Origin of the sequence: Escherichia sp. WS338 (assembly GCF_046486405.1) — a bacterium.
Taxonomy (GTDB): Bacteria; Pseudomonadota; Gammaproteobacteria; order Enterobacterales; family Enterobacteriaceae; genus Escherichia; species Escherichia coli.
Genome location: NZ_JBJQLL010000025.1, coordinates 26,361 through 48,376, shown reverse-complemented (window position 1 = coordinate 48,376; position 22,016 = coordinate 26,361). Strand labels below are relative to the sequence as shown.

Annotated in this window: 23 protein-coding genes; 9 read left to right on the top strand and 14 right to left on the bottom strand. The window is 50.2% G+C overall.

The window, feature by feature from the left end; genetic code table 11:
* Positions 1-40: 40 nt before the first annotated feature.
* Together ymdB and clsC are read left to right on the top strand one after the other, a co-directional pair.
* The gene (ymdB, locus tag ACJHWT_RS18955; protein ID WP_000857405.1) at positions 41-574 is read left to right on the top strand and encodes an O-acetyl-ADP-ribose deacetylase; all 534 of its coding nucleotides are present in this window, start codon (positions 41-43) and stop codon (positions 572-574) included.
* A complete protein-coding gene (clsC, locus tag ACJHWT_RS18950; protein ID WP_001548398.1) occupies positions 516-1,997 on the top strand; it encodes a cardiolipin synthase ClsC in 1,482 nt (493 codons plus the stop codon). The genes ymdB and clsC overlap by 59 nt, the downstream gene beginning before the upstream one ends.
* 7 nt (positions 1,998-2,004) lie before the next feature.
* Here clsC and mdoC read toward each other — a convergent pair whose 3' ends face one another.
* Positions 2,005-3,162 (bottom strand): glucans biosynthesis protein MdoC, encoded by a 1,158-nt coding sequence (gene mdoC, locus ACJHWT_RS18945; protein WP_001070350.1) that lies wholly within the window; start codon positions 3,160-3,162, stop codon positions 2,005-2,007.
* 393 nt (positions 3,163-3,555) lie between these two features.
* Between mdoC and mdoG the strand changes: the two genes are divergently transcribed.
* The 3 genes from mdoG (at position 3,556) to ACJHWT_RS18930 (ending at position 8,026) form a co-directional block, all read left to right on the top strand.
* Positions 3,556-5,091, top strand: a complete 1,536-nt coding sequence (mdoG, locus tag ACJHWT_RS18940) for a glucans biosynthesis protein MdoG (RefSeq protein WP_001300662.1) — start codon at positions 3,556-3,558, stop codon at positions 5,089-5,091.
* Positions 5,084-7,627 (top strand): glucans biosynthesis glucosyltransferase MdoH, encoded by a 2,544-nt coding sequence (gene mdoH / locus ACJHWT_RS18935; RefSeq protein ID WP_001317763.1) that lies wholly within the window; start codon positions 5,084-5,086, stop codon positions 7,625-7,627. Before mdoG ends, mdoH begins: the two co-directional genes overlap by 8 nt.
* Positions 7,628-7,798: 171 nt before the next feature.
* Positions 7,799-8,026 (top strand): YceK/YidQ family lipoprotein, encoded by a 228-nt coding sequence (locus ACJHWT_RS18930; RefSeq protein WP_001237185.1) that lies wholly within the window; start codon positions 7,799-7,801, stop codon positions 8,024-8,026.
* Here the strand turns inward: ACJHWT_RS18930 and ACJHWT_RS18925 are convergent, their stop codons facing one another.
* From ACJHWT_RS18925 to lpxL, 3 genes are all read right to left on the bottom strand, one after another.
* The gene (locus tag ACJHWT_RS18925; protein WP_000180056.1) at positions 8,027-8,401 is read right to left on the bottom strand and encodes a MysB family protein; all 375 of its coding nucleotides are present in this window, start codon (positions 8,399-8,401) and stop codon (positions 8,027-8,029) included.
* Between the two features lie 82 nt (positions 8,402-8,483).
* Complete coding sequence (gene mdtG / locus ACJHWT_RS18920; RefSeq protein ID WP_000074172.1) at positions 8,484-9,710, bottom strand: multidrug efflux MFS transporter MdtG; 1,227 nt, start codon at positions 9,708-9,710, stop codon at positions 8,484-8,486.
* A 171-nt stretch (positions 9,711-9,881) separates the two neighbouring features.
* A complete protein-coding gene (gene lpxL, locus ACJHWT_RS18915) occupies positions 9,882-10,802 on the bottom strand; it encodes a kdo(2)-lipid IV(A) lauroyltransferase (protein WP_000183364.1) in 921 nt (306 codons plus the stop codon).
* Between the two features lie 224 nt (positions 10,803-11,026).
* Here lpxL and ACJHWT_RS18910 point away from each other — a divergent pair, with 224 nt between their 5' ends.
* Positions 11,027-12,079, top strand: a complete 1,053-nt coding sequence (locus tag ACJHWT_RS18910) for a rhodanese-related sulfurtransferase (protein ID WP_001317764.1) — start codon at positions 11,027-11,029, stop codon at positions 12,077-12,079.
* 41 nt (positions 12,080-12,120) lie between these two features.
* On the opposite strand, the gene ACJHWT_RS18905 is transcribed toward ACJHWT_RS18910, so the two are convergent.
* The 10 genes from ACJHWT_RS18905 to mdtH form a co-directional block, all read right to left on the bottom strand.
* Complete coding sequence (locus ACJHWT_RS18905; protein ID WP_000749261.1) at positions 12,121-12,696, bottom strand: YceI family protein; 576 nt, start codon at positions 12,694-12,696, stop codon at positions 12,121-12,123.
* A gap of 3 nt (positions 12,697-12,699) precedes the next feature.
* On the bottom strand, positions 12,700-13,266 hold the full coding sequence (locus ACJHWT_RS18900) for a cytochrome b (RefSeq protein WP_000011123.1): 567 nt from the start codon (positions 13,264-13,266) through the stop codon (positions 12,700-12,702).
* A 260-nt stretch (positions 13,267-13,526) separates the two neighbouring features.
* Positions 13,527-13,640 carry a YceO family protein gene (locus ACJHWT_RS18895; RefSeq protein ID WP_001253420.1) on the bottom strand — a complete coding sequence of 38 codons (114 nt, stop codon included), beginning with the start codon at positions 13,638-13,640 and terminating at the stop codon, positions 13,527-13,529.
* Between the two features lie 47 nt (positions 13,641-13,687).
* Positions 13,688-14,806 (bottom strand): N-methyl-L-tryptophan oxidase, encoded by a 1,119-nt coding sequence (gene solA / locus ACJHWT_RS18890; protein WP_000872836.1) that lies wholly within the window; start codon positions 14,804-14,806, stop codon positions 13,688-13,690.
* 114 nt (positions 14,807-14,920) lie between these two features.
* Complete coding sequence (gene bssS, locus ACJHWT_RS18885) at positions 14,921-15,175, bottom strand: biofilm formation regulator BssS (RefSeq protein ID WP_000414437.1); 255 nt, start codon at positions 15,173-15,175, stop codon at positions 14,921-14,923.
* A 289-nt stretch (positions 15,176-15,464) separates the two neighbouring features.
* Positions 15,465-15,710, bottom strand: a complete 246-nt coding sequence (dinI, locus tag ACJHWT_RS18880; protein ID WP_001217754.1) for a DNA damage-inducible protein I — start codon at positions 15,708-15,710, stop codon at positions 15,465-15,467.
* Positions 15,711-15,783: 73 nt separating this feature from the next.
* Entirely contained in the window at positions 15,784-16,830 is a 1,047-nt protein-coding gene (gene pyrC / locus ACJHWT_RS18875) for a dihydroorotase (RefSeq protein WP_000126544.1), read from the bottom strand.
* A 105-nt stretch (positions 16,831-16,935) separates the two neighbouring features.
* Positions 16,936-17,496 (bottom strand): lipoprotein, encoded by a 561-nt coding sequence (locus ACJHWT_RS18870; RefSeq protein WP_001295443.1) that lies wholly within the window; start codon positions 17,494-17,496, stop codon positions 16,936-16,938.
* 133 nt (positions 17,497-17,629) lie between these two features.
* The gene (gene grxB, locus ACJHWT_RS18865; protein ID WP_000780912.1) at positions 17,630-18,277 is read right to left on the bottom strand and encodes a glutaredoxin 2; all 648 of its coding nucleotides are present in this window, start codon (positions 18,275-18,277) and stop codon (positions 17,630-17,632) included.
* A 63-nt stretch (positions 18,278-18,340) separates the two neighbouring features.
* The gene (gene mdtH, locus ACJHWT_RS18860; protein WP_000092208.1) at positions 18,341-19,549 is read right to left on the bottom strand and encodes a multidrug efflux MFS transporter MdtH; all 1,209 of its coding nucleotides are present in this window, start codon (positions 19,547-19,549) and stop codon (positions 18,341-18,343) included.
* Positions 19,550-19,784: 235 nt separating this feature from the next.
* Between mdtH and rimJ the strand changes: the two genes are divergently transcribed.
* From rimJ to ACJHWT_RS18845, 3 genes are read left to right on the top strand one after another with little or no spacing between them, the layout of a single operon-like run.
* On the top strand, positions 19,785-20,369 hold the full coding sequence (gene rimJ / locus ACJHWT_RS18855; protein ID WP_000468186.1) for a ribosomal protein S5-alanine N-acetyltransferase: 585 nt from the start codon (positions 19,785-19,787) through the stop codon (positions 20,367-20,369).
* Between the two features lie 10 nt (positions 20,370-20,379).
* On the top strand, positions 20,380-21,027 hold the full coding sequence (locus ACJHWT_RS18850) for a YceH family protein (protein ID WP_000877109.1): 648 nt from the start codon (positions 20,380-20,382) through the stop codon (positions 21,025-21,027).
* Position 21,028: 1 nt separating this feature from the next.
* The gene (locus tag ACJHWT_RS18845; RefSeq protein ID WP_000736126.1) at positions 21,029-21,952 is read left to right on the top strand and encodes a Gfo/Idh/MocA family protein; all 924 of its coding nucleotides are present in this window, start codon (positions 21,029-21,031) and stop codon (positions 21,950-21,952) included.
* Positions 21,953-22,016: the final 64 nt, after the last annotated feature.

Sequence of the window (22,016 nt, the reverse complement as noted above, 5' to 3'; positions counted from 1 at the left end):
TGCTGTACACTTAAGAAACAAGAAGGTGTAAGGAGGCGTTATGAAAACGCGTATTCATGTTGTGCAGGGTGATATTACCAAACTGGCCGTTGATGTGATTGTGAATGCGGCTAATCCGTCATTAATGGGAGGCGGCGGCGTCGATGGGGCCATTCATCGCGCAGCGGGTCCGGCCCTGTTGGATGCCTGTTTAAAAGTCAGGCAGCAGCAGGGCGATTGCCCTACGGGGCATGCCGTTATTACGCTTGCAGGCGATCTTCCTGCTAAAGCCGTAGTGCACACCGTCGGGCCAGTCTGGCGTGGTGGTGAACAAAACGAAGACCAGCTTTTGCAGGATGCCTATCTCAATAGCCTACGACTGGTGGCGGCAAACAGCTATACGTCAGTGGCTTTTCCTGCAATCAGTACTGGGGTTTATGGTTACCCTCGTGCGGCAGCGGCTGAAATCGCAGTAAAAACCGTTTCAGAATTTATTACCCGTCACGCTTTACCCGAACAGGTATACTTTGTCTGTTATGATGAAGAAAACGCCCACCTCTACGAAAGACTCCTTACTCAACAAGGAGATGAATGATTTGCCCCGGCTGGCGAGCGCGGTGCTGCCACTGTGTTCGCAACATCCCGGTCAGTGTGGCCTTTTTCCTCTGGAGAAAAGTCTGGATGCGTTTGCCGCCCGGTACCGTCTGGCCGAAATGGCAGAGCATACGCTGGATGTTCAGTATTACATCTGGCAGGACGATATGTCGGGTCGGTTACTCTTTTCCGCCCTGTTAGCCGCAGCAAAGCGTGGCGTTCGCGTCCGTTTGTTGCTGGATGACAACAATACGCCCGGACTTGACGACATTTTACGCTTGCTTGACAGTCATCCCCGCATTGAAGTCCGGCTTTTTAATCCTTTCTCGTTTCGCTTGCTGCGTCCGCTTGGTTATATCACCGACTTTTCCCGTCTCAATCGCCGTATGCACAATAAAAGTTTCACTGTCGATGGCGTGGTTACCCTGGTAGGGGGGCGAAATATTGGTGATGCCTATTTTGGTGCAGGGGAAGAGCCACTTTTTTCGGATTTAGATGTCATGGCAATAGGACCAGTTGTAGAGGACGTTGCCGATGATTTCGCCCGCTACTGGTATTGCAAATCGGTTTCACCCCTACAGCAGGTGCTGGATGTCCCGGAAGGTGAAATGGCGGATCGCATCGAGTTACCAGCATCCTGGCACAACGATGCCATGACGCATCGTTATTTACGCAAAATGGAATCCAGCCCGTTTATAAATCATCTGGTTGATGGAACGTTGCCGCTTATCTGGGCGAAAACACGTTTATTAAGTGATGATCCGGCGAAAGGGGAAGGCAAGGCAAAACGGCATTCACTGTTACCGCAGCGCCTGTTCGATATCATGGGCTCACCCAGTGAACGCATCGATATTATCTCTTCCTATTTTGTACCGACACGCGCAGGTGTGGCGCAACTCTTACGGATGGTGAGAAAAGGGGTAAAGATTGCGATCCTAACCAATTCTCTTGCCGCTAACGATGTTGCTGTCGTCCATGCCGGATACGCGCGCTGGCGCAAAAAATTGCTCCGCTATGGCGTGGAATTATATGAACTCAAGCCGACGCGTGAACAAAGTAGTACGTTACACGATCGCGGTATAACCGGTAATTCCGGTGCCAGCTTGCATGCTAAAACCTTTAGCATCGATGGTAAAACGGTGTTTATCGGCTCTTTCAATTTCGATCCACGTTCGACATTGCTCAATACTGAAATGGGCTTCGTGATAGAGAGCGAAACGTTGGCACAGTTAATTGATAAACGCTTTATTCAGAGCCAGTATGATGCGGCCTGGCAGCTCCGTCTGGACAGGTGGGGACGGATCAACTGGGTTGATCGTCATGCAAAGAAAGAGATTATTCTCAAAAAAGAACCCGCCACCAGTTTCTGGAAGCGGGTTATGGTCAGACTGGCGTCGATATTGCCCGTGGAATGGTTATTATAAGCGTGGCTTAACGGGCTGGTGCTTTATCGTTCTCACGCTTAACAACCGGTTTACCAGAGAACAAAAACTTCAATAATGGGATGCGTAAATGAATTTCATACAGAATTATCGCAATCCCTACTACGAATATCAGGCCACAGAGAAAACCAAGCCAGTTGGAGGTGATGTGTGGTGTAATGTATGCGCCGAAAAACAGCGTTAACGGGTGGTGAACCAGATAGATAAACAGCGATGCGTTAACAAAATAAGTCACCCGCGCTGACTGGAAGTTAAGCAAACGGTGGCCAAAGGAGAAGACCACATTCACCATCCACAGACCGAGGACCATGGTGATCACCGACTCGGTTTCGTACATCCAGGCATCGCCACTGCCATAGCGCTGGTTGAGTAAATAAGCGACAAATGCCAATGCTGCTGCAAGGGTACAGCCACGAGACGGCGTGGTAAACAAGGCTTTAAGATGAGGGAAAATGAAAGCCAGTGCGCCGAGGATAAAGAACGGCAAATAAAATAGCGTTTGCATGACAATAAAATTGAACATGCCATTACTCAGAATGGGCGGATACACAATAAAAATCGTTCTTCTTATTACCGCATAACCGATGCCGAGGCACAAAAAAATCACCGATAGTTTTACCATCGAGAATTTTTTATTCGTTTTATCAGAATTTTCTAAATTATTTCTGATGCGCTTAAATATCCATACGCACAGCGTCGTCATGACTACTAACACCAATAAAAACCACAGGTGTGATATTAATTCCCAGGCCAACGTATTATATTTGTCATACAATGATAGCCCAGGCCAACTTTCCGCTTTCCCTTTGACGTATTGCAGCATAATAAATTGCGGTAATGTCAGTAGGGGGATGGCTGTTAACATCGGGATACCTACACGTTCGACACGTACTTTCCACCATTTTTTCAAGGGATAGCGTAAAAAAAGCATGTAGGAAAAGTACCCGGATATAACGAAAAATACCTGCATGCGGAACGAGTGGATGAAGTCATTAAAAAGGGTCAGCCACAATGACGGTTCGGCGCTATTCACATGCCATGTATGGCTCGAATAGATTAAAGAAATATGAAAAGGGATCCCTAACAACATCAGCCAGGCGCGGATGGAGTCGAGGAAATATTCACGTTGCGCGGGTACTGGATTCATATATGGTTAACTAATCTCGGATTTTTCGTCTTATCCCTGTCGGGTTATGCCTTTAGGCTTGTTGCCATAGCGACACCGACCTGACCGCGCCAGGCGCAGGCTTCAAGGTTTTTATGCATAGCATCATCGCTACCACTAACCAGAATGGAAGCGTCTGTAAGACGGTTGATAAATAAATTTGCTGGCAAACCCTACACGAAGTCGATGCTTCTGTCTTTAGGAGAAGCACGGAAAGTGAAAACGGTTGCAATCAGGTGCTTAATCCATGAGCCAGTGTGCTGAACGATACCGGGATTCTGTTGTCGGAATGGCAGGTTATCCATTAAAATAGATCGGATCGATATAAGCACACAAAGGGGGAAGTGCTTACTAATTATGAAACATAAACTACAAATGATGAAAATGCGTTGGTTGAGTGCTGCAGTAATGTTAACCCTGTATACATCTTCAAGCTGGGCTTTCAGTATTGATGATGTCGCAAAGCAAGCTCAATCCTTAGCCGGGAAAGGCTATGAGGCGCCCAAAAGCAACTTGCCCTCCGTTTTCCGCGATATGAAATACGCGGACTATCAGCAGATCCAGTTTAATCATGACAAAGCGTACTGGAACAATCTGAAGACCCCATTCAAACTCGAGTTCTACCATCAGGGTATGTACTTCGATACCCCGGTCAAAATAAATGAAGTGACTGCCACCGCAGTCAAACGAATCAAATACAGCCCGGATTATTTCACTTTCGGCGATGTTCAGCATGACAAAGACACGGTAAAAGACCTTGGTTTTGCCGGTTTCAAAGTGCTTTACCCGATCAACAGCAAAGATAAAAACGATGAAATCGTCAGCATGCTCGGGGCCAGCTATTTCCGCGTGATTGGTGCAGGTCAGGTTTATGGCCTTTCTGCACGCGGCCTGGCAATTGATACCGCCTTGCCATCGGGTGAAGAATTTCCACGCTTCAAAGAGTTCTGGATCGAGCGTCCAAAACCGACTGATAAACGTTTAACCATTTATGCATTGCTTGACTCGCCGCGCGCGACAGGTGCTTACAAATTCGTAGTTATGCCAGGACGTGACACGGTTGTGGATGTGCAGTCGAAAATCTATCTGCGCGATAAAGTCGGCAAACTGGGGGTTGCACCGTTAACCAGTATGTTCCTGTTTGGGCCGAACCAACCGTCGCCTGCAAATAACTATCGTCCGGAGTTGCACGACTCTAACGGTCTGTCTATCCATGCTGGTAATGGCGAATGGATCTGGCGTCCGTTGAATAACCCGAAACATTTAGCGGTCAGCAGCTTCTCGATGGAAAACCCGCAAGGCTTCGGTCTATTGCAGCGTGGTCGTGATTTCTCCCGCTTTGAAGATCTCGATGATCGTTACGATCTTCGTCCAAGCGCATGGGTGACTCCGAAAGGGGAGTGGGGCAAAGGCAGCGTTGAGCTGGTGGAAATTCCAACCAACGATGAAACCAACGATAACATCGTCGCTTACTGGACGCCGGATCAGCTGCCGGAGCCGGGTAAAGAGATGAACTTTAAATACACCATCACCTTCAGCCGTGATGAAGACAAACTGCATGCGCCAGATAACGCATGGGTGCAACAAACGCGTCGTTCAACGGGGGATGTGAAGCAGTCGAACCTGATTCGCCAGCCTGACGGTACTATCGCCTTTGTGGTCGATTTTACCGGCGCTGAGATGAAAAAACTGCCAGAGGATACCCCGGTCACAGCGCAAACCAGCATTGGTGATAATGGTGAGATAGTTGAAAGCACGGTGCGTTATAACCCGGTTACCAAAGGTTGGCGTCTGGTGATGCGTGTGAAAGTGAAAGATGCCAAGAAAACCACTGAAATGCGTGCTGCGCTGGTGAATGCCGATCAGACGTTGAGTGAAACCTGGAGCTACCAGTTACCTGCCAATGAATAAGACAACTGAGTACATTGACGCAATGCCCATCGCCGCAAGCGAGAAAGCGGCATTGCCGAAGACTGATATCCGCGCCGTTCATCAGGCGCTGGATGCCGAACACCGCACCTGGGCGCGGGAGGATGACTCCCCGCAAGGCTCGGTAAAGGCGCGTCTGGAACAAGCCTGGCCAGATTCACTTGCTGATGGACAGTTAATTAAAGACGACGAAGGGCGCGATCAGCTAAAGGCGATGCCAGAAGTAAAACGCTCCTCGATGTTTCCCGACCCGTGGCGTACCAACCCGGTAGGCCGTTTCTGGGATCGCCTGCGTGGACGCGATGTAACGCCGCGCTATCTGGCTCGTTTGACCAAAGAAGAGCAGGAAAGCGAGCAAAAGTGGCGTACCGTCGGTACCATCCGCCGTTACATTCTGTTGATCCTGACGCTCGCGCAAACTGTTGTCGCGACCTGGTATATGAAGACCATTCTTCCTTATCAGGGGTGGGCGCTGATTAATCCTATGGATATGGTTGGTCAGGATGTGTGGGTTTCCTTTATGCAGCTTCTGCCTTATATGCTGCAAACCGGTATCCTGATCCTCTTTGCGGTACTGTTCTGTTGGGTGTCCGCCGGATTCTGGACGGCGTTGATGGGCTTCCTGCAACTGCTTATTGGTCGCGATAAATACAGTATATCTGCGTCAACAGTTGGCGATGAACCATTAAACCCGGAGCATCGCACGGCGTTGATCATGCCTATCTGTAACGAAGACGTGAACCGTGTTTTTGCTGGCTTGCGTGCAACGTGGGAATCAGTAAAAGCCACCGGGAATGCCAAACATTTTGATGTCTACATTCTTAGTGACAGTTATAACCCGGATATCTGCGTCGCAGAGCAAAAAGCCTGGATGGAGCTTATCGCTGAAGTCGGTGGCGAAGGTCAGATTTTCTATCGCCGCCGCCGCCGTCGCGTGAAGCGTAAAAGCGGTAATATCGATGACTTCTGCCGTCGCTGGGGCAGCCAGTACAGCTACATGGTGGTGCTGGATGCTGACTCGGTAATGACCGGTGATTGTTTGTGCGGCCTGGTGCGCCTGATGGAAGCCAACCCGAACGCCGGGATCATTCAGTCGTCACCGAAAGCGTCCGGCATGGATACGCTGTATGCGCGCTGCCAGCAGTTCGCGACCCGCGTGTATGGGCCACTGTTTACAGCCGGTTTGCACTTCTGGCAACTTGGCGAGTCGCACTACTGGGGGCATAACGCGATTATCCGCGTGAAACCGTTTATCGAGCACTGTGCACTGGCTCCGCTGCCGGGCGAAGGTTCTTTTGCCGGTTCAATCCTGTCACATGACTTCGTGGAAGCGGCGTTGATGCGCCGTGCAGGTTGGGGGGTCTGGATTGCTTACGATCTCCCGGGTTCTTATGAAGAATTGCCGCCTAACTTGCTTGATGAGCTAAAACGTGACCGCCGCTGGTGCCACGGTAACCTGATGAACTTCCGTCTGTTCCTGGTGAAGGGTATGCACCCGGTTCACCGTGCGGTGTTCCTGACGGGCGTGATGTCTTATCTCTCCGCTCCGCTGTGGTTTATGTTCCTCGCGCTCTCTACTGCATTGCAGGTAGTACATGCGTTGACCGAACCGCAATACTTCCTGCAACCACGGCAGTTGTTCCCGGTATGGCCGCAGTGGCGTCCTGAGCTGGCGATTGCACTTTTTGCTTCGACCATGGTGCTGTTGTTCCTGCCGAAGCTATTGAGCATTTTGCTTATCTGGTGCAAAGGAACGAAAGAATACGGCGGCTTCTGGCGCGTTACATTATCGTTGCTGCTGGAAGTGCTGTTTTCCGTGTTGCTGGCTCCGGTACGCATGTTGTTCCATACAGTCTTCGTCGTCAGCGCGTTCCTTGGCTGGGAAGTGGTGTGGAATTCACCGCAGCGTGATGATGACTCCACTTCCTGGGGCGAAGCATTCAAACGCCACGGCTCACAGCTGCTGTTGGGTTTAGTGTGGGCTGTTGGGATGGCGTGGTTGGATCTGCGTTTTCTGTTCTGGCTGGCACCGATTGTCTTCTCGTTGATCCTGTCACCGTTTGTTTCGGTGATTTCCAGCCGTGCCACCGTTGGTCTGCGAACCAAACGCTGGAAACTGTTCCTGATCCCGGAAGAGTATTCACCGCCGCAGGTGCTGGTTGATACCGATCGGTTCCTTGAGATGAATCGTCAACGCTCCCTTGATGATGGTTTTATGCACGCGGTGTTTAACCCGTCATTTAACGCTCTGGCAACCGCAATGGCGACCGCGCGTCACCGCGCCAGCAAGGTGCTGGAAATCGCCCGTGACCGCCACGTTGAACAGGCGCTGAACGAGACGCCAGAGAAGCTGAATCGCGATCGTCGCCTGGTGCTGCTAAGCGATCCGGTGACGATGGCCCGTCTGCATTTCCGCGTCTGGAATTCCCCGGAGAGATATTCTTCATGGGTGAGTTATTACGAAGGGATAAAGCTCAATCCACTGGCATTGCGTAAACCGGATGCGGCTTCGCAATAAAAACGTAGTTGCCTGATGCGCTACGCTTATCAGGCCTACATCGTTCCTGCAATTTATTGATTTTGCAAGATTTTGTAGGTCGGGTAAAGCGTTCACGCCGCATCCGGCAAAAACAACGAGCCAATAAAAATACCGGCGTTATGCCGGTATTTTTTACGGAAGAGGTATCAAATGCGTTTAATTGTGATGAGCATAATGGTGACCTTGCTGAGTGGCTGTGGCAGCATCATTAGTCGCACTATACCGGGGCAGGGGCATGGCAACCAATATTATCCCGGTGTGCAATGGGACGTGCGTGACTCCGCCTGGCGTTACGTCACGATCCTTGATCTGCCATTCTCCCTGGTTTTCGATACTTTACTGCTGCCGATCGACATTCATCATGGCCCGTATGAGTGATTAACGTTCATCCCACTCATCAGCTGCTGCGCGTCCTTCCTCGGTATCCAGCGGTGGCTCAAGCTGAAATTCCCCCTCGTCCCATTCATGTAATGTATTCTCTTCCTGCCACTCCTGGCGTATCTCTATCTCATCATAGTCGCCATCAAAAACACTTTGCGCGGCTTCACCGCTAAGCATAGGTAAACATTCACCTTCTTCCCCTTCGTCGGCAAAAAACTCAACTTGCCACATGATGTCGCCGTCCTGCAAAACGTATTTTTGGGCATTGAACTGTTGCACATTCGCATCTTCGGCGTCGATGCCGGGGTTGTCTGCAAGAAATTCTTCGCGTGCAGCGTCAATGGCTTCTTCAAGCGTTGCGTACATGGTCATCACGATTCTCCCTTTGAGTTGATGAGGTTTCAGGGAAAAGGATAGCTGATTCTCCGCTTTTGCAAGTATGAAAGGCGAAAAATCAGTTCGATACCTGGGGTATTCGACGACGACGTAGACTGTTCCATGAATAGACTGCGTTGAATAACACGACGCCAGCGGTGACGAGAAATACCGCTCTGAAACCGTAGTTCGCTGAAATCGCTGCTCCCATCAATGGTCCGGTAACGTTGCCAATATCACGAAACGATTGGTTATAGCTGAAGATACGCCCGGCGATCTGGTTGCTCGAGTTGTAAACCAACAGTGTCTGTACGGCGGGGAGTAGTGCACCATCGGCGGCACCGAGCAAAAAACGTAAAATCCCAAGTTGCAATGGCGTCTGAACGTAAGACATTGGGATCAACAGCAGTACAGAAAAGATCAGCGCTGTAATCAGGATCTTTTCGGGTCCGATTCGATCGCCAAGTTTGCCGAGTCGTGGTGCGCTTAGCAGAGCCGCCACGCCTGGCACCGAGGCGATCATGCCACTGATAAAGGCGACGTTACTGACGTTACCCGCCAGTTCGCGGACATACAGCGTCAGAATGGGGGCAATTGAGCCTGTCGCCACCTGGATGATTAACGTGGTGACAAACAGGCTGAGTACCAGTTTCGGGTTTTTAAGTGATGTCACCACTTCCCGCATGTGCAGCATCTCTTTTTTGCTGACCGGCTGGAATTTTTCTCTGATGCAGAACAGGGTGACGAAAAAGCAGAGTATGAGCACACTGGCGGTAATAAAGAATACCGGACGTAAGCCGTAGCTATCGGCGAGCAGGCCGCCAGCCATTGGGCCGAGCAACGCACCACTAACGCCGCCTGTGGAGAGCGTACCCAGCGCCCAGCCGCTTTTATTACGCGGTACTTGTGTGGCGATAAGAGCATTAGCGTTGGGGACAAATCCGCCAAGTAACCCAAGAAGCGCCCGCAGGATCAAAAACTGCCAGATATTTTGTGCCAGTCCCATCAACACCATCACGATGCCCATGCCGAGGGCAGAGCGTAATAGCATGAGTTTTCGGCCTTTACGGTCGGCGAGTCCACCCCAAAACGGTGAGGCGATGGCCGAAAATAAAAATGTAATGCTGAAGACAATACCGGACCACATATTCAGGGCGGAGTGGCCGGTAACGCCAAGCTGCTCAACGTAGAGGGGTAAGAAGGGCATTACCAGGCTGAAGGCGGCACCGGTAAGAAAACAGCCTAGCCAGGCGACGATCAGGTTTCGTTTCCAGTTTATAGGGGTGTCATTTTCACAGGGTGACATAGCAATCCGCTGTTGGTGCGCCAGGCGCGGTGAACATAAGAAGAAAAGATAAGCACACTAATTATGCGCCCGACTTCCAGGGGGCGCAATCCAGAGAGCTTTTATCGCTAAATCAGGGGGATTTGCTGTGGTAATGCCGGATACCCTTCTGAAGCATCCGGCATGGGAGATTTAATAGCGTGAAGGAACGCCTTCCGGGCGTGTTTTAAAGCGACGGTGTAACCACATATACTGCTCTGGTGCCATCATGATGCATTTTTCGACCACTTTGTTCATCCACGCGGCGGTAGTTTCGGCATCATCCAGCGGCGGAGAACACTCTGGCGGCAGCATAATCAACTGATACCCTTTGCCATCTGGCTTACGGCGTGGAACGAAGGGCACCAGACATGCGCCGGACATCCGTGCCAGCATCCAGGTTCCGGTTGTGGTCGCAGCCTGCTCAACGGCAAACAACGGGACGAAAACGCTTGAGCGCGGGCCGTAATCATGATCCGGTGCGTACCAGACCACTTCGCCTTTTTTCAGGGCTTTAATCATGCCTTTTAAATCTTTGCGGTCGAGCATCGATTTATTTGAGCGCAAACGGCCCCAGGTTTGTAGCCAGTCAATCAGTGGATTATCGTTCGGGCGGTAAACGCCAATCCCCGGTTCCTGCATACCAAACTGCCGCGCACCAAGCTCCAGTGTCAGAAAATGGATGCCAACTAACAGGATGCCGCGTTTTTGCGCCTGCACGTCACGAATGTGTTCCATGCCGATCACTTCCGTCCAGCGGGCGATTCTGCGGTCCGGCCAGAACCACGCCATGCCAGTTTCCATCAGTCCCATGCCAACGGATTCGAAATTCTTCACCACCATTTTACGGCGTTCTTGTTCGCTCATTTCCGGGAAGCACAGTTCCAGGTTGCGATGCACAATTTTTGCGCGTCGTTTCATAAAACGTAACGCAAGTTTTCCTAATCCACAACCGAGGCGGTAGATAACCGGGTAGGGCAATTGCACGACTAACCAAAGTACGCCAATACCCAACCAGGTTAACCAATAACGCGGATGAAGCAGTGCGGTGGAGAACTTGGGTAGATTCGTCATATCAATCCTGTTTTTCAACCTATTCGGGCAATTGTATGTATTGTCGCATTTTTTCGCCCGCAACCAAAATTTGTGGCTGAAGACTGGGCGAAATTGCCGCGCTTGTAAATAACAAATAATTTTTAATGCGCAAATGTAGCGTAAAATGTGTGGATGTTAATTATCGATAATTGCTATATCATGCCGCGGATTTTTACTTTCCCATCTCGCAGGAACCGTACACCATGCCAGTGTTACACAACCGCATTTCCAACGACGCGTTAAAAGCCAAAATGTTGGCTGAGAGCGAACCGCGAACCACCATTTCGTTTTATAAGTACTTCCACATCGCCGATCCTAAGGCGACCCGTGACGCTTTATATCAGCTGTTTACCGCGCTGGATGTTTTTGGGCGAGTGTATCTGGCGCATGAGGGCATTAACGCGCAAATCAGCGTACCTGCGAGCAATGTTGAAACATTTCGCGCGCAGCTTTATGCCTTCGACCCGGCTTTAGAGGGCTTACGCCTGAATATCGCGTTGGATGATGACGGGAAATCCTTCTGGGTACTGCGCATGAAGGTCCGTGATCGTATCGTTGCCGACGGTATTAACGATCCTCACTTTGATGCCAGCAATGTGGGTGAGTATCTGCAAGCGGCGGAAGTGAACGCCATGCTTGACGATCCCGATGCATTGTTTATCGACATGCGTAACCACTATGAGTATGAAGTGGGGCACTTTGAAAACGCGCTGGAAATTCCGGCAGATACCTTCCGTGAGCAGCTGCCAAAAGCAGTCGAGATGATGCAGGCACATAAAGATAAAAAAATCGTTATGTACTGCACCGGCGGCATTCGTTGTGAAAAGGCCAGTGCCTGGATGAAACATAACGGATTCAATAAAGTCTGGCATATCGAGGGCGGAATTATTGAATACGCCCGCAAGGCGCGCGAGCAGGGTTTACCGGTACGTTTTATTGGCAAAAATTTTGTTTTTGACGAGCGGATGGGCGAACGTATCTCTGATGAGATTATCGCGCATTGCCACCAGTGCGGTGCGCCGTGCGACAGCCATACCAACTGTAAAAATGATGGCTGCCACCTGCTTTTTATTCAGTGTCCAGTATGTGCGGAAAAATACAAAGGTTGTTGTAGTGAGATTTGCTGCGAAGAAAGCGCGTTACCGTCTGAAGAACAGCGACGCCGTCGGGCAGGACGTGAAAATGGCAATAAGATCTTTAATAAGTCTCGTGGACGTCTGAATACAACACTGGGCATTCCTGATCCAACAGAATAAATATCATTGCCGGATGCGTGCCATCCGGCAACATTTCACGCTTACTTCTGCTGTACGCCTTCCACTGAAATAATCAGATCCACTTCCTGAGAAGCTGGACCTAAATCTGTTTTGATATTGAAGTCCTTGAGCTTAATTTTGCCTTCGGCCTCGAAGCCTGCACGTTTACCACCCCATGGGTCGTCGCCCTGACCAATTAATTTCGCTTCCAGCGTGACGGGTTTGGTTACGCCATTCAGCGTCAGATCGCCGGTAATATCCAGTTCGTCACCGTCTTTCTTCACGCTGGTGGAGGTGAATGTTGCCTGTGGATATTTTGCAGTATTGAGGAAATCTGCACTGCGAAGATGTTTATCGCGTTCGGCGTGATTAGTATCGACGCTGGTGGTGTTAATTGTCACATTCACTTTATCGGCAGCTGGATTTTTTTCATCAAAGGTAAAAGTACCGTCGAAATCTTTAAAGGTGCCGTATAACCAGCTATAGCCAAGGTGCTGTATGCGGAAGTTAACAAAGGCGTGCTGACCTTCTTTGTCAATTTTGTAATCGGCGGCAACCGCTGAACCGGCAGAGAACATCAGGGAAGCGAAGGTTAAACCAAGCAGGCTTTTTTTCATTTTTTATACTCCATAGTCAGATGACGACTTTCCCAGCATGCGCTTCAGAGTGTCGTCTTTATCGATGAAATGATGCTTCAGGGCCATAAATCCGTGCATAACGGACAGTACTACGACGCTCCACGCGAGCCAAAAATGCAGGGCACCGGCAAAGTCAGCCTGTGCGCCAGCGTCGGCGAGGGTCGCGGGGACGTCAAACCAGCCAAAAACGCTGATCGGTTTACCATCGGCAGTTGAGATCAGATAGCCGCTGATGCCGATGGCGAACAGCAATAAGTACAATGCGAGATGTCCAGCCTTTGCGCCAAGACGAGTCATGGGCGAATAACTCTGCAGCGGACCCGGCGGTGGAGATATGACGCGCCACAGAACGCGAATAACCAGCCCCATCATTAACAAAATACCGATGCTTTTATGCAGTTCGGGTGCCTGGTGATACCAGCCATCGTAATAACTGAGCGTGACCATCCACAGACCTAAAGCAAACATGCCGTAGACAATAATTGCGCTTAGCCAATGGAAGGCCGCAGATATAACACCATAGCGTTCAGGGGTATTTGTGAATGACATAAGTGCATCCAAAACGACTTTGCGAGAGAAAGAAAATGGCGTGTCGGAGAATGAATTGCAACACAAAAATAACAATTTGAATGATATTTATTTTTATTTCAATAATTTTGAATTAATAATGAAAGAATCTTCATAAGTTTAGTGGGTTCAGCATCAGAGATGTCTGGTGAGTGCTGTTGAAGCAGGAATAATCTCATTCAATTTTTCACGCTAAATGAAAGGGGGATTAAATATTTGTCAGTTTATGTCAGTGCGGAAAACTAAAAATAATACACATAGATCAGATCCATAATTGCCAACAATCCCCAGAGAAAAAGATAAAGCATCAGATGCTCGCGAATATTATTGATGAGATAGTGCAACAGCCGACGCATTAAATACTCCTGTAAAAACGGCCTCATTCTGGAGGCCGTAATGATGATTATTGGAAGCGGGAAAGCCTGAATGGCGTCAAATCAAAATCGCTTTTTTTGTCTTGCGCAAAATCGGCAGCTATTTCCCCTAAAACTGACGCAAATTTAAAACCGTGCCCACTCAGGCCGGTAATGAGCAGTGTATTATCGTGGCCGGGTAGGGTATCGATAATAAAATCTTCGTCAGGCGAATTATCATAGGTGCAGGCGGCGCCGTACAGGCAGCAACCGATACCCGGCAATACATTGCGCAAGAACGGGAAGGCTTCCGAACCATCGCTGACCACTTCCGCAAACGGAACACGTTCATCCGCTGAATGGATAACCTGGCCTCCGTTATGTTTGCCAATCTTCAACGCGTCGTTTTCTGCCGGAAAACCATAATATTGATCGCCATTGGGAAGTTCACCGGTAAACGCCGGGAATTTATTCTTCACGCTATAGCGCCCATCGGCCTGATACCAGGCAAATACTTTGCGTACGGGCTGGACAGGCAACTCCGGGAGCAGGTCTTTTACCCATGTTCCCGCGCAGACAATCGCTTTTTTCGCCTGATACTCACCGTCAGCCGTTTCAATAGTTACGCCATCATCGTCATGACGAATTGCGGTGACCGGGCAGTTGAACAGCTGCGCACAGCCCGCTTCCTTCGCCAGTTGGATCCAGGTTTTAATCGCCAGTTCGCTGCGTAAAAAGCCGGAATCAGTCTCAAATAAGCCGATGTAGTTGTCCGGGACGCGTATTTCTGGCCAGCGGGCCATAATCCCTTGCGCATCGAGCTTTTCAACGTTGAGTTGCCATTGTTCGGCGCTGTGGGCGACGTTGGCGAGAAATGTGGAATCAGCCGGGCCAAGGTTAATGACGCCAGAGCGTACAAAAATGGGATCTTCTTCGTTGTGGCGGGAGAGTTCATCCCACAGCGTTTGCGCGCGGAGAACCAGCGGGACATACTTTTCGCCTTCACCATAAGCATGGCGAATTAATCGCGTATCGCCGTGGTGGCTGCCGTGTTGATGCGGTGGCATATGGGCGTCGGTCATTAGCACGTTTAAACCGGCACGGGTTGCATAATACCCGGCGGCAGCGCCTACGGAACCGCTGCCAATAATGATGAGATCGTATTTCATTTTTTTCTCTCTGCTCTCATGGTTTAAGCAGAGTAATTAACTGAATGCAGATATACAACCCAGAAATGGTAAAGGCACCGGTGAGGTGCCTTTTGGGTGGATGGTCATGTCATGTTAATGACGCCGATACTCGTTTACCGGGAAATCACCGGATTCAATTTTGGCGATTCCTGCTTCTAATATCGAAATAAATTGTCTGGCAACATCAGTGGTTAACCAGAGCGTCTGACCAACTTCAGTCCCTTCCTGCTCGGACTTATTTGGGGTCTGGTAGTGCAAACGCAACATCAGCGCATCATAGCTATCAACGGTGCTGATGTCCCACCCTACGAGCGGATGAGTCTGAATGACTTCATTATTTTTTTCCATCATGGCCCCCTAATTCGTGTTACTAGACAACGTTATTCGAGGTTCAATGCGTTTTTATCTGAAGCAACTTCAGTATACCAATAAGTAAGGGTATTCACCGAATTTTTAAAGGGGGGAACAGATAAATTTTTGCTTTTAAGATTTATATGAACAATAAAACAGCATGTCATTCATATTTTTTTAGCATATTGTGCAATTATTTTGAGGAAGTGTAGAAATTTTGTACTCACAATTCGCAAGTAAAATAAAAAAGCCGGGGCGACCCGGCAAAAACAAAAATCACTGCATATTATTCGCTGACAAACCAGTCATCGGCGCTTTCCCACGTTTCCTGGAGAATTTCGCTAATGCGCTGTTTATCTTCTTTTGTCGCGCCAATAACCGATAAATTATTCGCTGCGGCATAACGTACCGATACGTGGCCTTCATTATCAGGAAACGCATACTGAATACGGCGGGAAAGTTCGCCAGCCAGGGCGTCAATAGCCCCAGCTGGCAATGGAGAAGTTTTCGCTATGGTGACTTCAATTCGCATAATAGCCCCCTGTTGAATATACTGGTTATTTATACAGTTAAAATAACCTAATGACAACAGGAAGCTACGATTTTTATTGTTTAACGGACCAGCGTACCGTTTCCCCGGCGAGGAATGGCACCAGCGTGTCATCAGTCAATGCGATGCTTTCAGCAACCTGTTGCTCTTTGCGGACCAGTTCGATGAATGTGTCGTTGACCGGCAAGCCATAGAACTGTGGGCCGTTTACAGAACAGAATGCTTCAAAGTGCTGCAGAGCATTCATCTCTTCAAAGACGGTAGCGTAACTGCCCAGCGCGGTTGGGGCGTTGAAGCAGCCCGCGCAGCCGCAGCTGCTCTCTTTGCGATGACGTGCATGCGGCGCAGAATCCGTACCGAGGAATACGCGATTAAAACCGCTGGCGACCAGTTCACGCAATGCCTGTTGGTGGATATTGCGTTTGAGGATGGGTAGACAATACAGGTGCGGACGCACGCCACCAACCAGCATATGGTTGCGGTTAAACATCAGATGCTGCGGAGTGATGGTGGCAGCCAGCCGTTCATTTCCGTCACGGACATAGTCGGCAGCGTCTTTGGTGGTGATGTGCTCAAAAACGACTTTCAGCGCAGTCAGACGCTGGCGTAGCGGTTCCATCACGCTTTCTATAAAGCGCGCTTCACGATCAAAAATGTCGATATCTGCATGTGTCACTTCACCATGCACCAGTAGCGGCATACCGATTTTTTCCATGCGCTCTAATACCGGCATGATTGCGTCAACTGACGTCACGCCGTGACTGGAGTTAGTGGTTGCGTTTGCCGGGTAAAGTTTTGCAGCGGTGAACACGCCTTCGTTAAATCCGCGCTCCAGCTCATTAGGATCCAGCGAATCTGTTAAATAACAGGTCATCAATGGGGTGAAATCATGCCCGGCAGGTACGGCGTCAAGAATGCGCTGGCGATACGCCACGGCAGCCTCAACGGTGGTCACGGGCGGAGCCAGATTGGGCATTACGATAGCCCGTCCATAAATTTCGCTGGTATACGGCACGACAGTTTTTAACATGTCGCCATCGCGGAGGTGAAGGTGCCAGTCGTCTGGGCGGCGGATCTTTAATACCTGGGATGGTGCAGTCATTAATCTCTATGCTCCGGCTGAAGGGATGTTTTTGCCGGACACAAAGGATAAGCGGAAACGTTTTCCTTTGCACGAAAAATAAAGGGCGCGAATGCGCCCTCGTGATTAATCAGTAAACGGAATGACAATTTCGCCTGGCTTCACTTCAATGCCTTTCGCCAGTTTCTTCGCCATTGCTTCGCCCTGGCTGCCATCTTCGCGCAGGACGTAAGCAGGTTGCTGGTTAAAGTAATTGCGTAATGCCTGGTTTAAATAGGGAAGCAACGTTTGCATCACCGTTTGCATTTTTTCCGGTTGTACCGTCGCATCGACCACTTCCATCTCTTTCAGGAAGATAGCGCCTTTTTCTTTATCAAACACGGGCAGCGCTTTCAGCTTCAGTTTCATGGTCGCTTTCTGGCTACCGAACAGGGAGTTCATGTCCAGATTGGCGTCTCCGGTTAGGGTAACCTTATTCGGCTCTTCGCGACCAATTTGGCTGGTCAGGTTTGTCAGAACAATATGGGCGTCAGCCACGCCGGGTAAACCGATATCTTTTGAGAAATTATTATGTTTCGCAAGCGACTGGTTAATTTCTTGTTCGGTGATGGTGTATTGGGTGAGTTGATTACAGCCAACGAGCAGGCCACTGACGATCAATGCAGCGGCAAATAAAAACTTGTTCATGGTAGTCCTCGACATGAAATCTGCGTCAATATCCTGACACAACGCAGCATGTGTCACCAGCGATAAACGCGCCAGCAGAAAAAACTGAAAACGGCGGCAACCCGCGAATACAGGCTGCCGCGGCGGGTCAGGATTAAATCGCCATTGATGATAACAAATTGATTTGTGTCTGTTTCGCCATATTATCGCGGTAATCAGCAACGCGGCTTGGCCAGTTAATTCCGGCTACCAGCGTCAGATTACGCAGCAGCGGAAATAGCTGAATATCATCTTCCGAAAGTTCGCCATTCACGGCGTTCGGTTTGACGATCAGTTTGTCCAGCGCACGTAAATCATCGCTGATATTCTTAATCAGACCGTCAGAGTGGGCCAGCAGGTCGGCAAAATTACCCGCGCTGGCCTCTTTCTTGTCGACGAAATATTTGCGCGCGGCAGGAGTAGAAAACTCATCAAATGCCGATTTGGCAAAACGCGGCAACAGCAGTTTGTTGGCGTAGCCATTGACCTTGCGCAGCCACTCTTCAATGGCAGGGGAACGTTTGCCGGTCAGTAACGGTTTGCCGTCGAGTTTATCGACATAGTGAACGATGTCCATGCTTTCTGGCATATAGCGGCTGTCATCTTTTTGCAGAATGGGAACCTGTTTTTGACCGACCATCCGGGTGGGTGTTTCTGCGTCGTCGTTGAGCAGAACATGTAATTCGACGGGGATATTTTTCAGGCCGAAAATCATGCGGGCTTTGAGGCAGTAAGGGCAGTGATCGTAAATGTATAGCTTCACGTGACTCCTCCATTTGGCTGTCAGTTCACTTTCAGTATGGAGGAGTCAGGGGGGAGTATCAAATCAGGCGTCGCGTTCAAGCAAACGACGCGCGGCGCGTTTCTGGCTAAACTGCCAACCCAGCGCAAGGAAAGTGAAGGTGCCAATAATGCCCAGCATCATCCACGGAAGCTCTGGCTGGTGCGCCGATTTGCCCAGGTCAAACAGCCAGCCGCCACCGATGTAACCAATAGCGCCGCCAATCGCCAGACCCAGACGGCTAAACCCCATATAGCTGCCGCGAGCTCTTGCGTCCGCCAGCGAAGCACTTAAGGTTTCACGCGCAGGCTCGGCAATGATTGACCCGATATAAAACAGACAAATCAGGGTGAAAAGTTGTTGCAGACCGCTGACCATGCCCACCGGCATCATGCTTAATGACATTATCAATAGCCCAGCCATCAACCGGTGTTCCAGACGAAAATGCTTTTCACTCCAGCGGGCGATAGGGTAGAGCAACGTTAACGACAGACACGCTTCAATGGCATACATCCATTTAACGGCAGAGGGCGCGCCCGCCACGTCGTTGACCATAATTGGCAGCATCAGCATCACTTGTACAGCCAGCATGTAGTAACCCGCCAGCGTCAGTACATAGGTGACAAAACGCTTGTCGCGCATCACGCGGGTCATGCCTTCGCGAACGGGCGTGCGTACGGTGGAGAGTTTCCATGCCGGTAACAACCACGCATTGAACGCTGCACACAGCACAAACAAAACTGCCCCTGTGGCGCAGACCAGGCGAAAGTCGTATTGCAACAGCCAGCTCCCCAACAATGCGCCAATGACCGCACCGGCACTGTCCTGCATCATCAACAGCGAGAAAAAACGACCACGCTGCTGTGGACGGATTAATTTCACCACCAGCGCCGAACGCGGAGGATCAAACAACGTGCCGCCGAGTCCCGAAAGCAGGCATGAAAACCACAATAGCCACGGTTCGTGGGCGATACCCATTGTGGCGAATCCGGCGGCACGCATCAGCATACCGGTAACAATCATCGGTTTGGCACCAAAGCGGTCGGCAATTGCTCCGCCGAAAATACCCAGACCTTGCTGAATAAACTGGCGTAGGCCGAGGGCAATACCGACCATGACGGCGGCCCAGCCCATTTGATCAACGAAGCGGATAGAGATCAGCGGGAAGACAACAAAGAACCCCAGCACGACCAGCATATTATCGATGAGCAGGAAATATTTACCCAGGTTCCTCGCCTGCGATACGCGGGACATTTCCCCTCCCGGGAAATAAAAGATGAGCACTTTCTATTCTGCATTGCCGCTAAGACTTTTCCCATCACTTCGGGGACAATATTTTTTTATCAAAACGTCGCTTTGATAGAGAGTTTTTATCAAATATGTGAATAATGCAGAAAATGACATTCTGGACTTTTCACAGGGTCTGGTTGCGCAGGTATAGTAATACTTACAGCGTATTAAAGACGTTACGGGAAGGAGTAGGTATAGAATGTTTGGCTATCGCAGTAACGTGCCAAAAGTGCGCTTAACCACAGACCGACTGGTCGTGCGTCTGGTGCATGATCGTGATGCCTGGCGTCTTGCGGATTATTACGCAGAGAATCGCCATTTCCTCAAGCCCTGGGAGCCAGTGCGCGACGAAAGCCACTGTTATCCATCAGGCTGGCAGGCCAGGCTGGGGATGATTAACGAATTTCATAAACAAGGTTCAGCTTTCTACTTTGGCTTATTCGACCCGGACGAAAAAGAGATTATTGGCGTTGCCAATTTTTCCAATGTTGTTCGTGGCTCTTTTCATGCCTGCTATCTCGGTTATTCGATTGGGCAAAAATGGCAGGGCAAAGGACTCATGTTTGAAGCCCTGACCGCAGCCATTCGTTATATGCAGCGCACCCAACATATTCATCGCATTATGGCTAATTATATGCCGCACAATAAACGCAGCGGTGATTTACTGGCGCGACTGGGTTTTGAAAAAGAAGGCTATGCGAAAGACTATCTGTTGATTGATGGACAATGGCGCGATCACGTACTGACGGCATTAACTACCCCAGACTGGACGCCCGGCCGCTAAGGAGAATCTCATGAAATATCAACTTACTGCCCTTGAAGCTCGCGTGATTGGTTGCTTGCTGGAAAAGCAGGTGACCACGCCGGAGCAATACCCGCTCTCAGTCAATGGTGTAGTCACGGCCTGTAATCAGAAAACGAACCGTGAACCGGTCATGAATCTGAGTGAATCCGAAGTGCAGGAACAGCTGGATAATCTGGTCAAACGTCATTATCTACGCACAGTGAGCGGTTTTGGTAATCGGGTCACCAAATATGAGCAACGTTTTTGTAATTCAGAATTTGGCGATCTGAAACTGAGCGCCGCAGAAGTGGCGTTAATCACCACGTTGTTATTGCGTGGTGCCCAGACGCCGGGTGAACTGCGCAGCCGCGCCGCGCGAATGTATGAATTCAGCGATATGGCGGAAGTGGAGTCGACGCTGGAACAACTGGCAAATCGCGAAGATGGTCCTTTTGTGGTGCGTCTGGCCCGCGAACCGGGTAAACGTGAAAGCCGCTACATGCATCTTTTCAGTGGTGAGGTTGAAGATCAGCCGGCGGTGATGGATATGTCGAACGCGGTTGACGGTGATTTACAGGCTCGCGTCGAAGCCCTGGAAATCGAAGTGGCAGAACTGAAACAGCGTCTTGATTCGTTGCTTGCCCATCTGGGAGATTAAAGTGAAAAAATTACGTATCGGCGTAGTGGGATTAGGCGGCATTGCGCAAAAAGCGTGGTTACCGGTGCTGGCGGCAGCGTCTGACTGGATGTTACAAGGAGCCTGGTCGCCTACGCGCGCGAAAGCCCTGCCAATTTGTGAAAGCTGGCGCATTCCTTATGCCGATTCGTTATCCAGCCTTGCCGCCAGTTGCGATGCGGTTTTTGTGCATTCCAGCACCGCCAGCCACTTTGACGTGGTCAGTACGTTACTCAATGCGGGGGTACATGTCTGTGTCGATAAACCGCTGGCAGAAAATCTGCGCGATGCTGAACGGTTGGTGGAACTGGCGGCGCGGAAAAAACTGACGTTGATGGTCGGTTTTAACCGTCGTTTCGCACCACTCTACGGAGAGTTAAAAACGCAACTCGCCACCGCAGCCTCGCTAAGAATGGATAAACATCGTAGCAATAGCGTCGGGCCACACGATCTTTATTTCACGTTGCTGGATGATTATCTGCATGTGGTGGATACCGCGCTGTGGTTGTCGGGCGGCAAAGCCTCTCTGGATGGCGGTACGCTACTGACTAACGACGCTGGCGAAATGCTGTTTGCCGAGCACCATTTTTCGGCCGGTCCTTTGCAGATCACCACCTGTATGCATCGCCGTGCCGGAAGCCAGCGTGAAACCGTGCAGGCCGTGACTGACGGTGCGCTCATCGACATTACGGATATGCGCGAATGGCGTGAGGAGCGCGGGCAGGGCGTAGTGCATAAACCGATTCCTGGTTGGCAGAGTACGCTTGAGCAACGTGGATTTGTCGGCTGTGCGCGGCACTTCATTGAATGCGTGCAAAATCAGACAGTTCCGCAAACCGCCGGCGAACAGGCAGTGCGGGCGCAACGTATCGTTGACAAGATCTGGCGCGATGCGATGAGTGAATAAACCCTGTAACATCTGGCGGTAGCAATTCACCATAATCCAGGTAGACTATTCGCCTCTTTCAGCG

Coding starts and splice junctions, on each gene's coding strand:
- ymdB (WP_000857405.1), top strand. CDS start 41: ATGAAAACGCGTATTCATGTTGTGCAGGGTGATATTACCAAACTGGCC.
- clsC (WP_001548398.1), top strand. CDS start 516: ATGATGAAGAAAACGCCCACCTCTACGAAAGACTCCTTACTCAACAAG.
- mdoC (WP_001070350.1), bottom strand. CDS start 3,162: ATGAATCCAGTACCCGCGCAACGTGAATATTTCCTCGACTCCATCCGC.
- mdoG (WP_001300662.1), top strand. CDS start 3,556: ATGATGAAAATGCGTTGGTTGAGTGCTGCAGTAATGTTAACCCTGTAT.
- mdoH (WP_001317763.1), top strand. CDS start 5,084: ATGAATAAGACAACTGAGTACATTGACGCAATGCCCATCGCCGCAAGC.
- ACJHWT_RS18930 (WP_001237185.1), top strand. CDS start 7,799: ATGCGTTTAATTGTGATGAGCATAATGGTGACCTTGCTGAGTGGCTGT.
- ACJHWT_RS18925 (WP_000180056.1), bottom strand. CDS start 8,401: ATGACCATGTACGCAACGCTTGAAGAAGCCATTGACGCTGCACGCGAA.
- mdtG (WP_000074172.1), bottom strand. CDS start 9,710: ATGTCACCCTGTGAAAATGACACCCCTATAAACTGGAAACGAAACCTG.
- lpxL (WP_000183364.1), bottom strand. CDS start 10,802: ATGACGAATCTACCCAAGTTCTCCACCGCACTGCTTCATCCGCGTTAT.
- ACJHWT_RS18910 (WP_001317764.1), top strand. CDS start 11,027: ATGCCAGTGTTACACAACCGCATTTCCAACGACGCGTTAAAAGCCAAA.
- ACJHWT_RS18905 (WP_000749261.1), bottom strand. CDS start 12,696: ATGAAAAAAAGCCTGCTTGGTTTAACCTTCGCTTCCCTGATGTTCTCT.
- ACJHWT_RS18900 (WP_000011123.1), bottom strand. CDS start 13,266: ATGTCATTCACAAATACCCCTGAACGCTATGGTGTTATATCTGCGGCC.
- ACJHWT_RS18895 (WP_001253420.1), bottom strand. CDS start 13,640: ATGCGTCGGCTGTTGCACTATCTCATCAATAATATTCGCGAGCATCTG.
- solA (WP_000872836.1), bottom strand. CDS start 14,806: ATGAAATACGATCTCATCATTATTGGCAGCGGTTCCGTAGGCGCTGCC.
- bssS (WP_000414437.1), bottom strand. CDS start 15,175: ATGGAAAAAAATAATGAAGTCATTCAGACTCATCCGCTCGTAGGGTGG.
- dinI (WP_001217754.1), bottom strand. CDS start 15,710: ATGCGAATTGAAGTCACCATAGCGAAAACTTCTCCATTGCCAGCTGGG.
- pyrC (WP_000126544.1), bottom strand. CDS start 16,830: ATGACTGCACCATCCCAGGTATTAAAGATCCGCCGCCCAGACGACTGG.
- ACJHWT_RS18870 (WP_001295443.1), bottom strand. CDS start 17,496: ATGAACAAGTTTTTATTTGCCGCTGCATTGATCGTCAGTGGCCTGCTC.
- mdtH (WP_000092208.1), bottom strand. CDS start 19,549: ATGTCCCGCGTATCGCAGGCGAGGAACCTGGGTAAATATTTCCTGCTC.
- rimJ (WP_000468186.1), top strand. CDS start 19,785: ATGTTTGGCTATCGCAGTAACGTGCCAAAAGTGCGCTTAACCACAGAC.
- ACJHWT_RS18850 (WP_000877109.1), top strand. CDS start 20,380: ATGAAATATCAACTTACTGCCCTTGAAGCTCGCGTGATTGGTTGCTTG.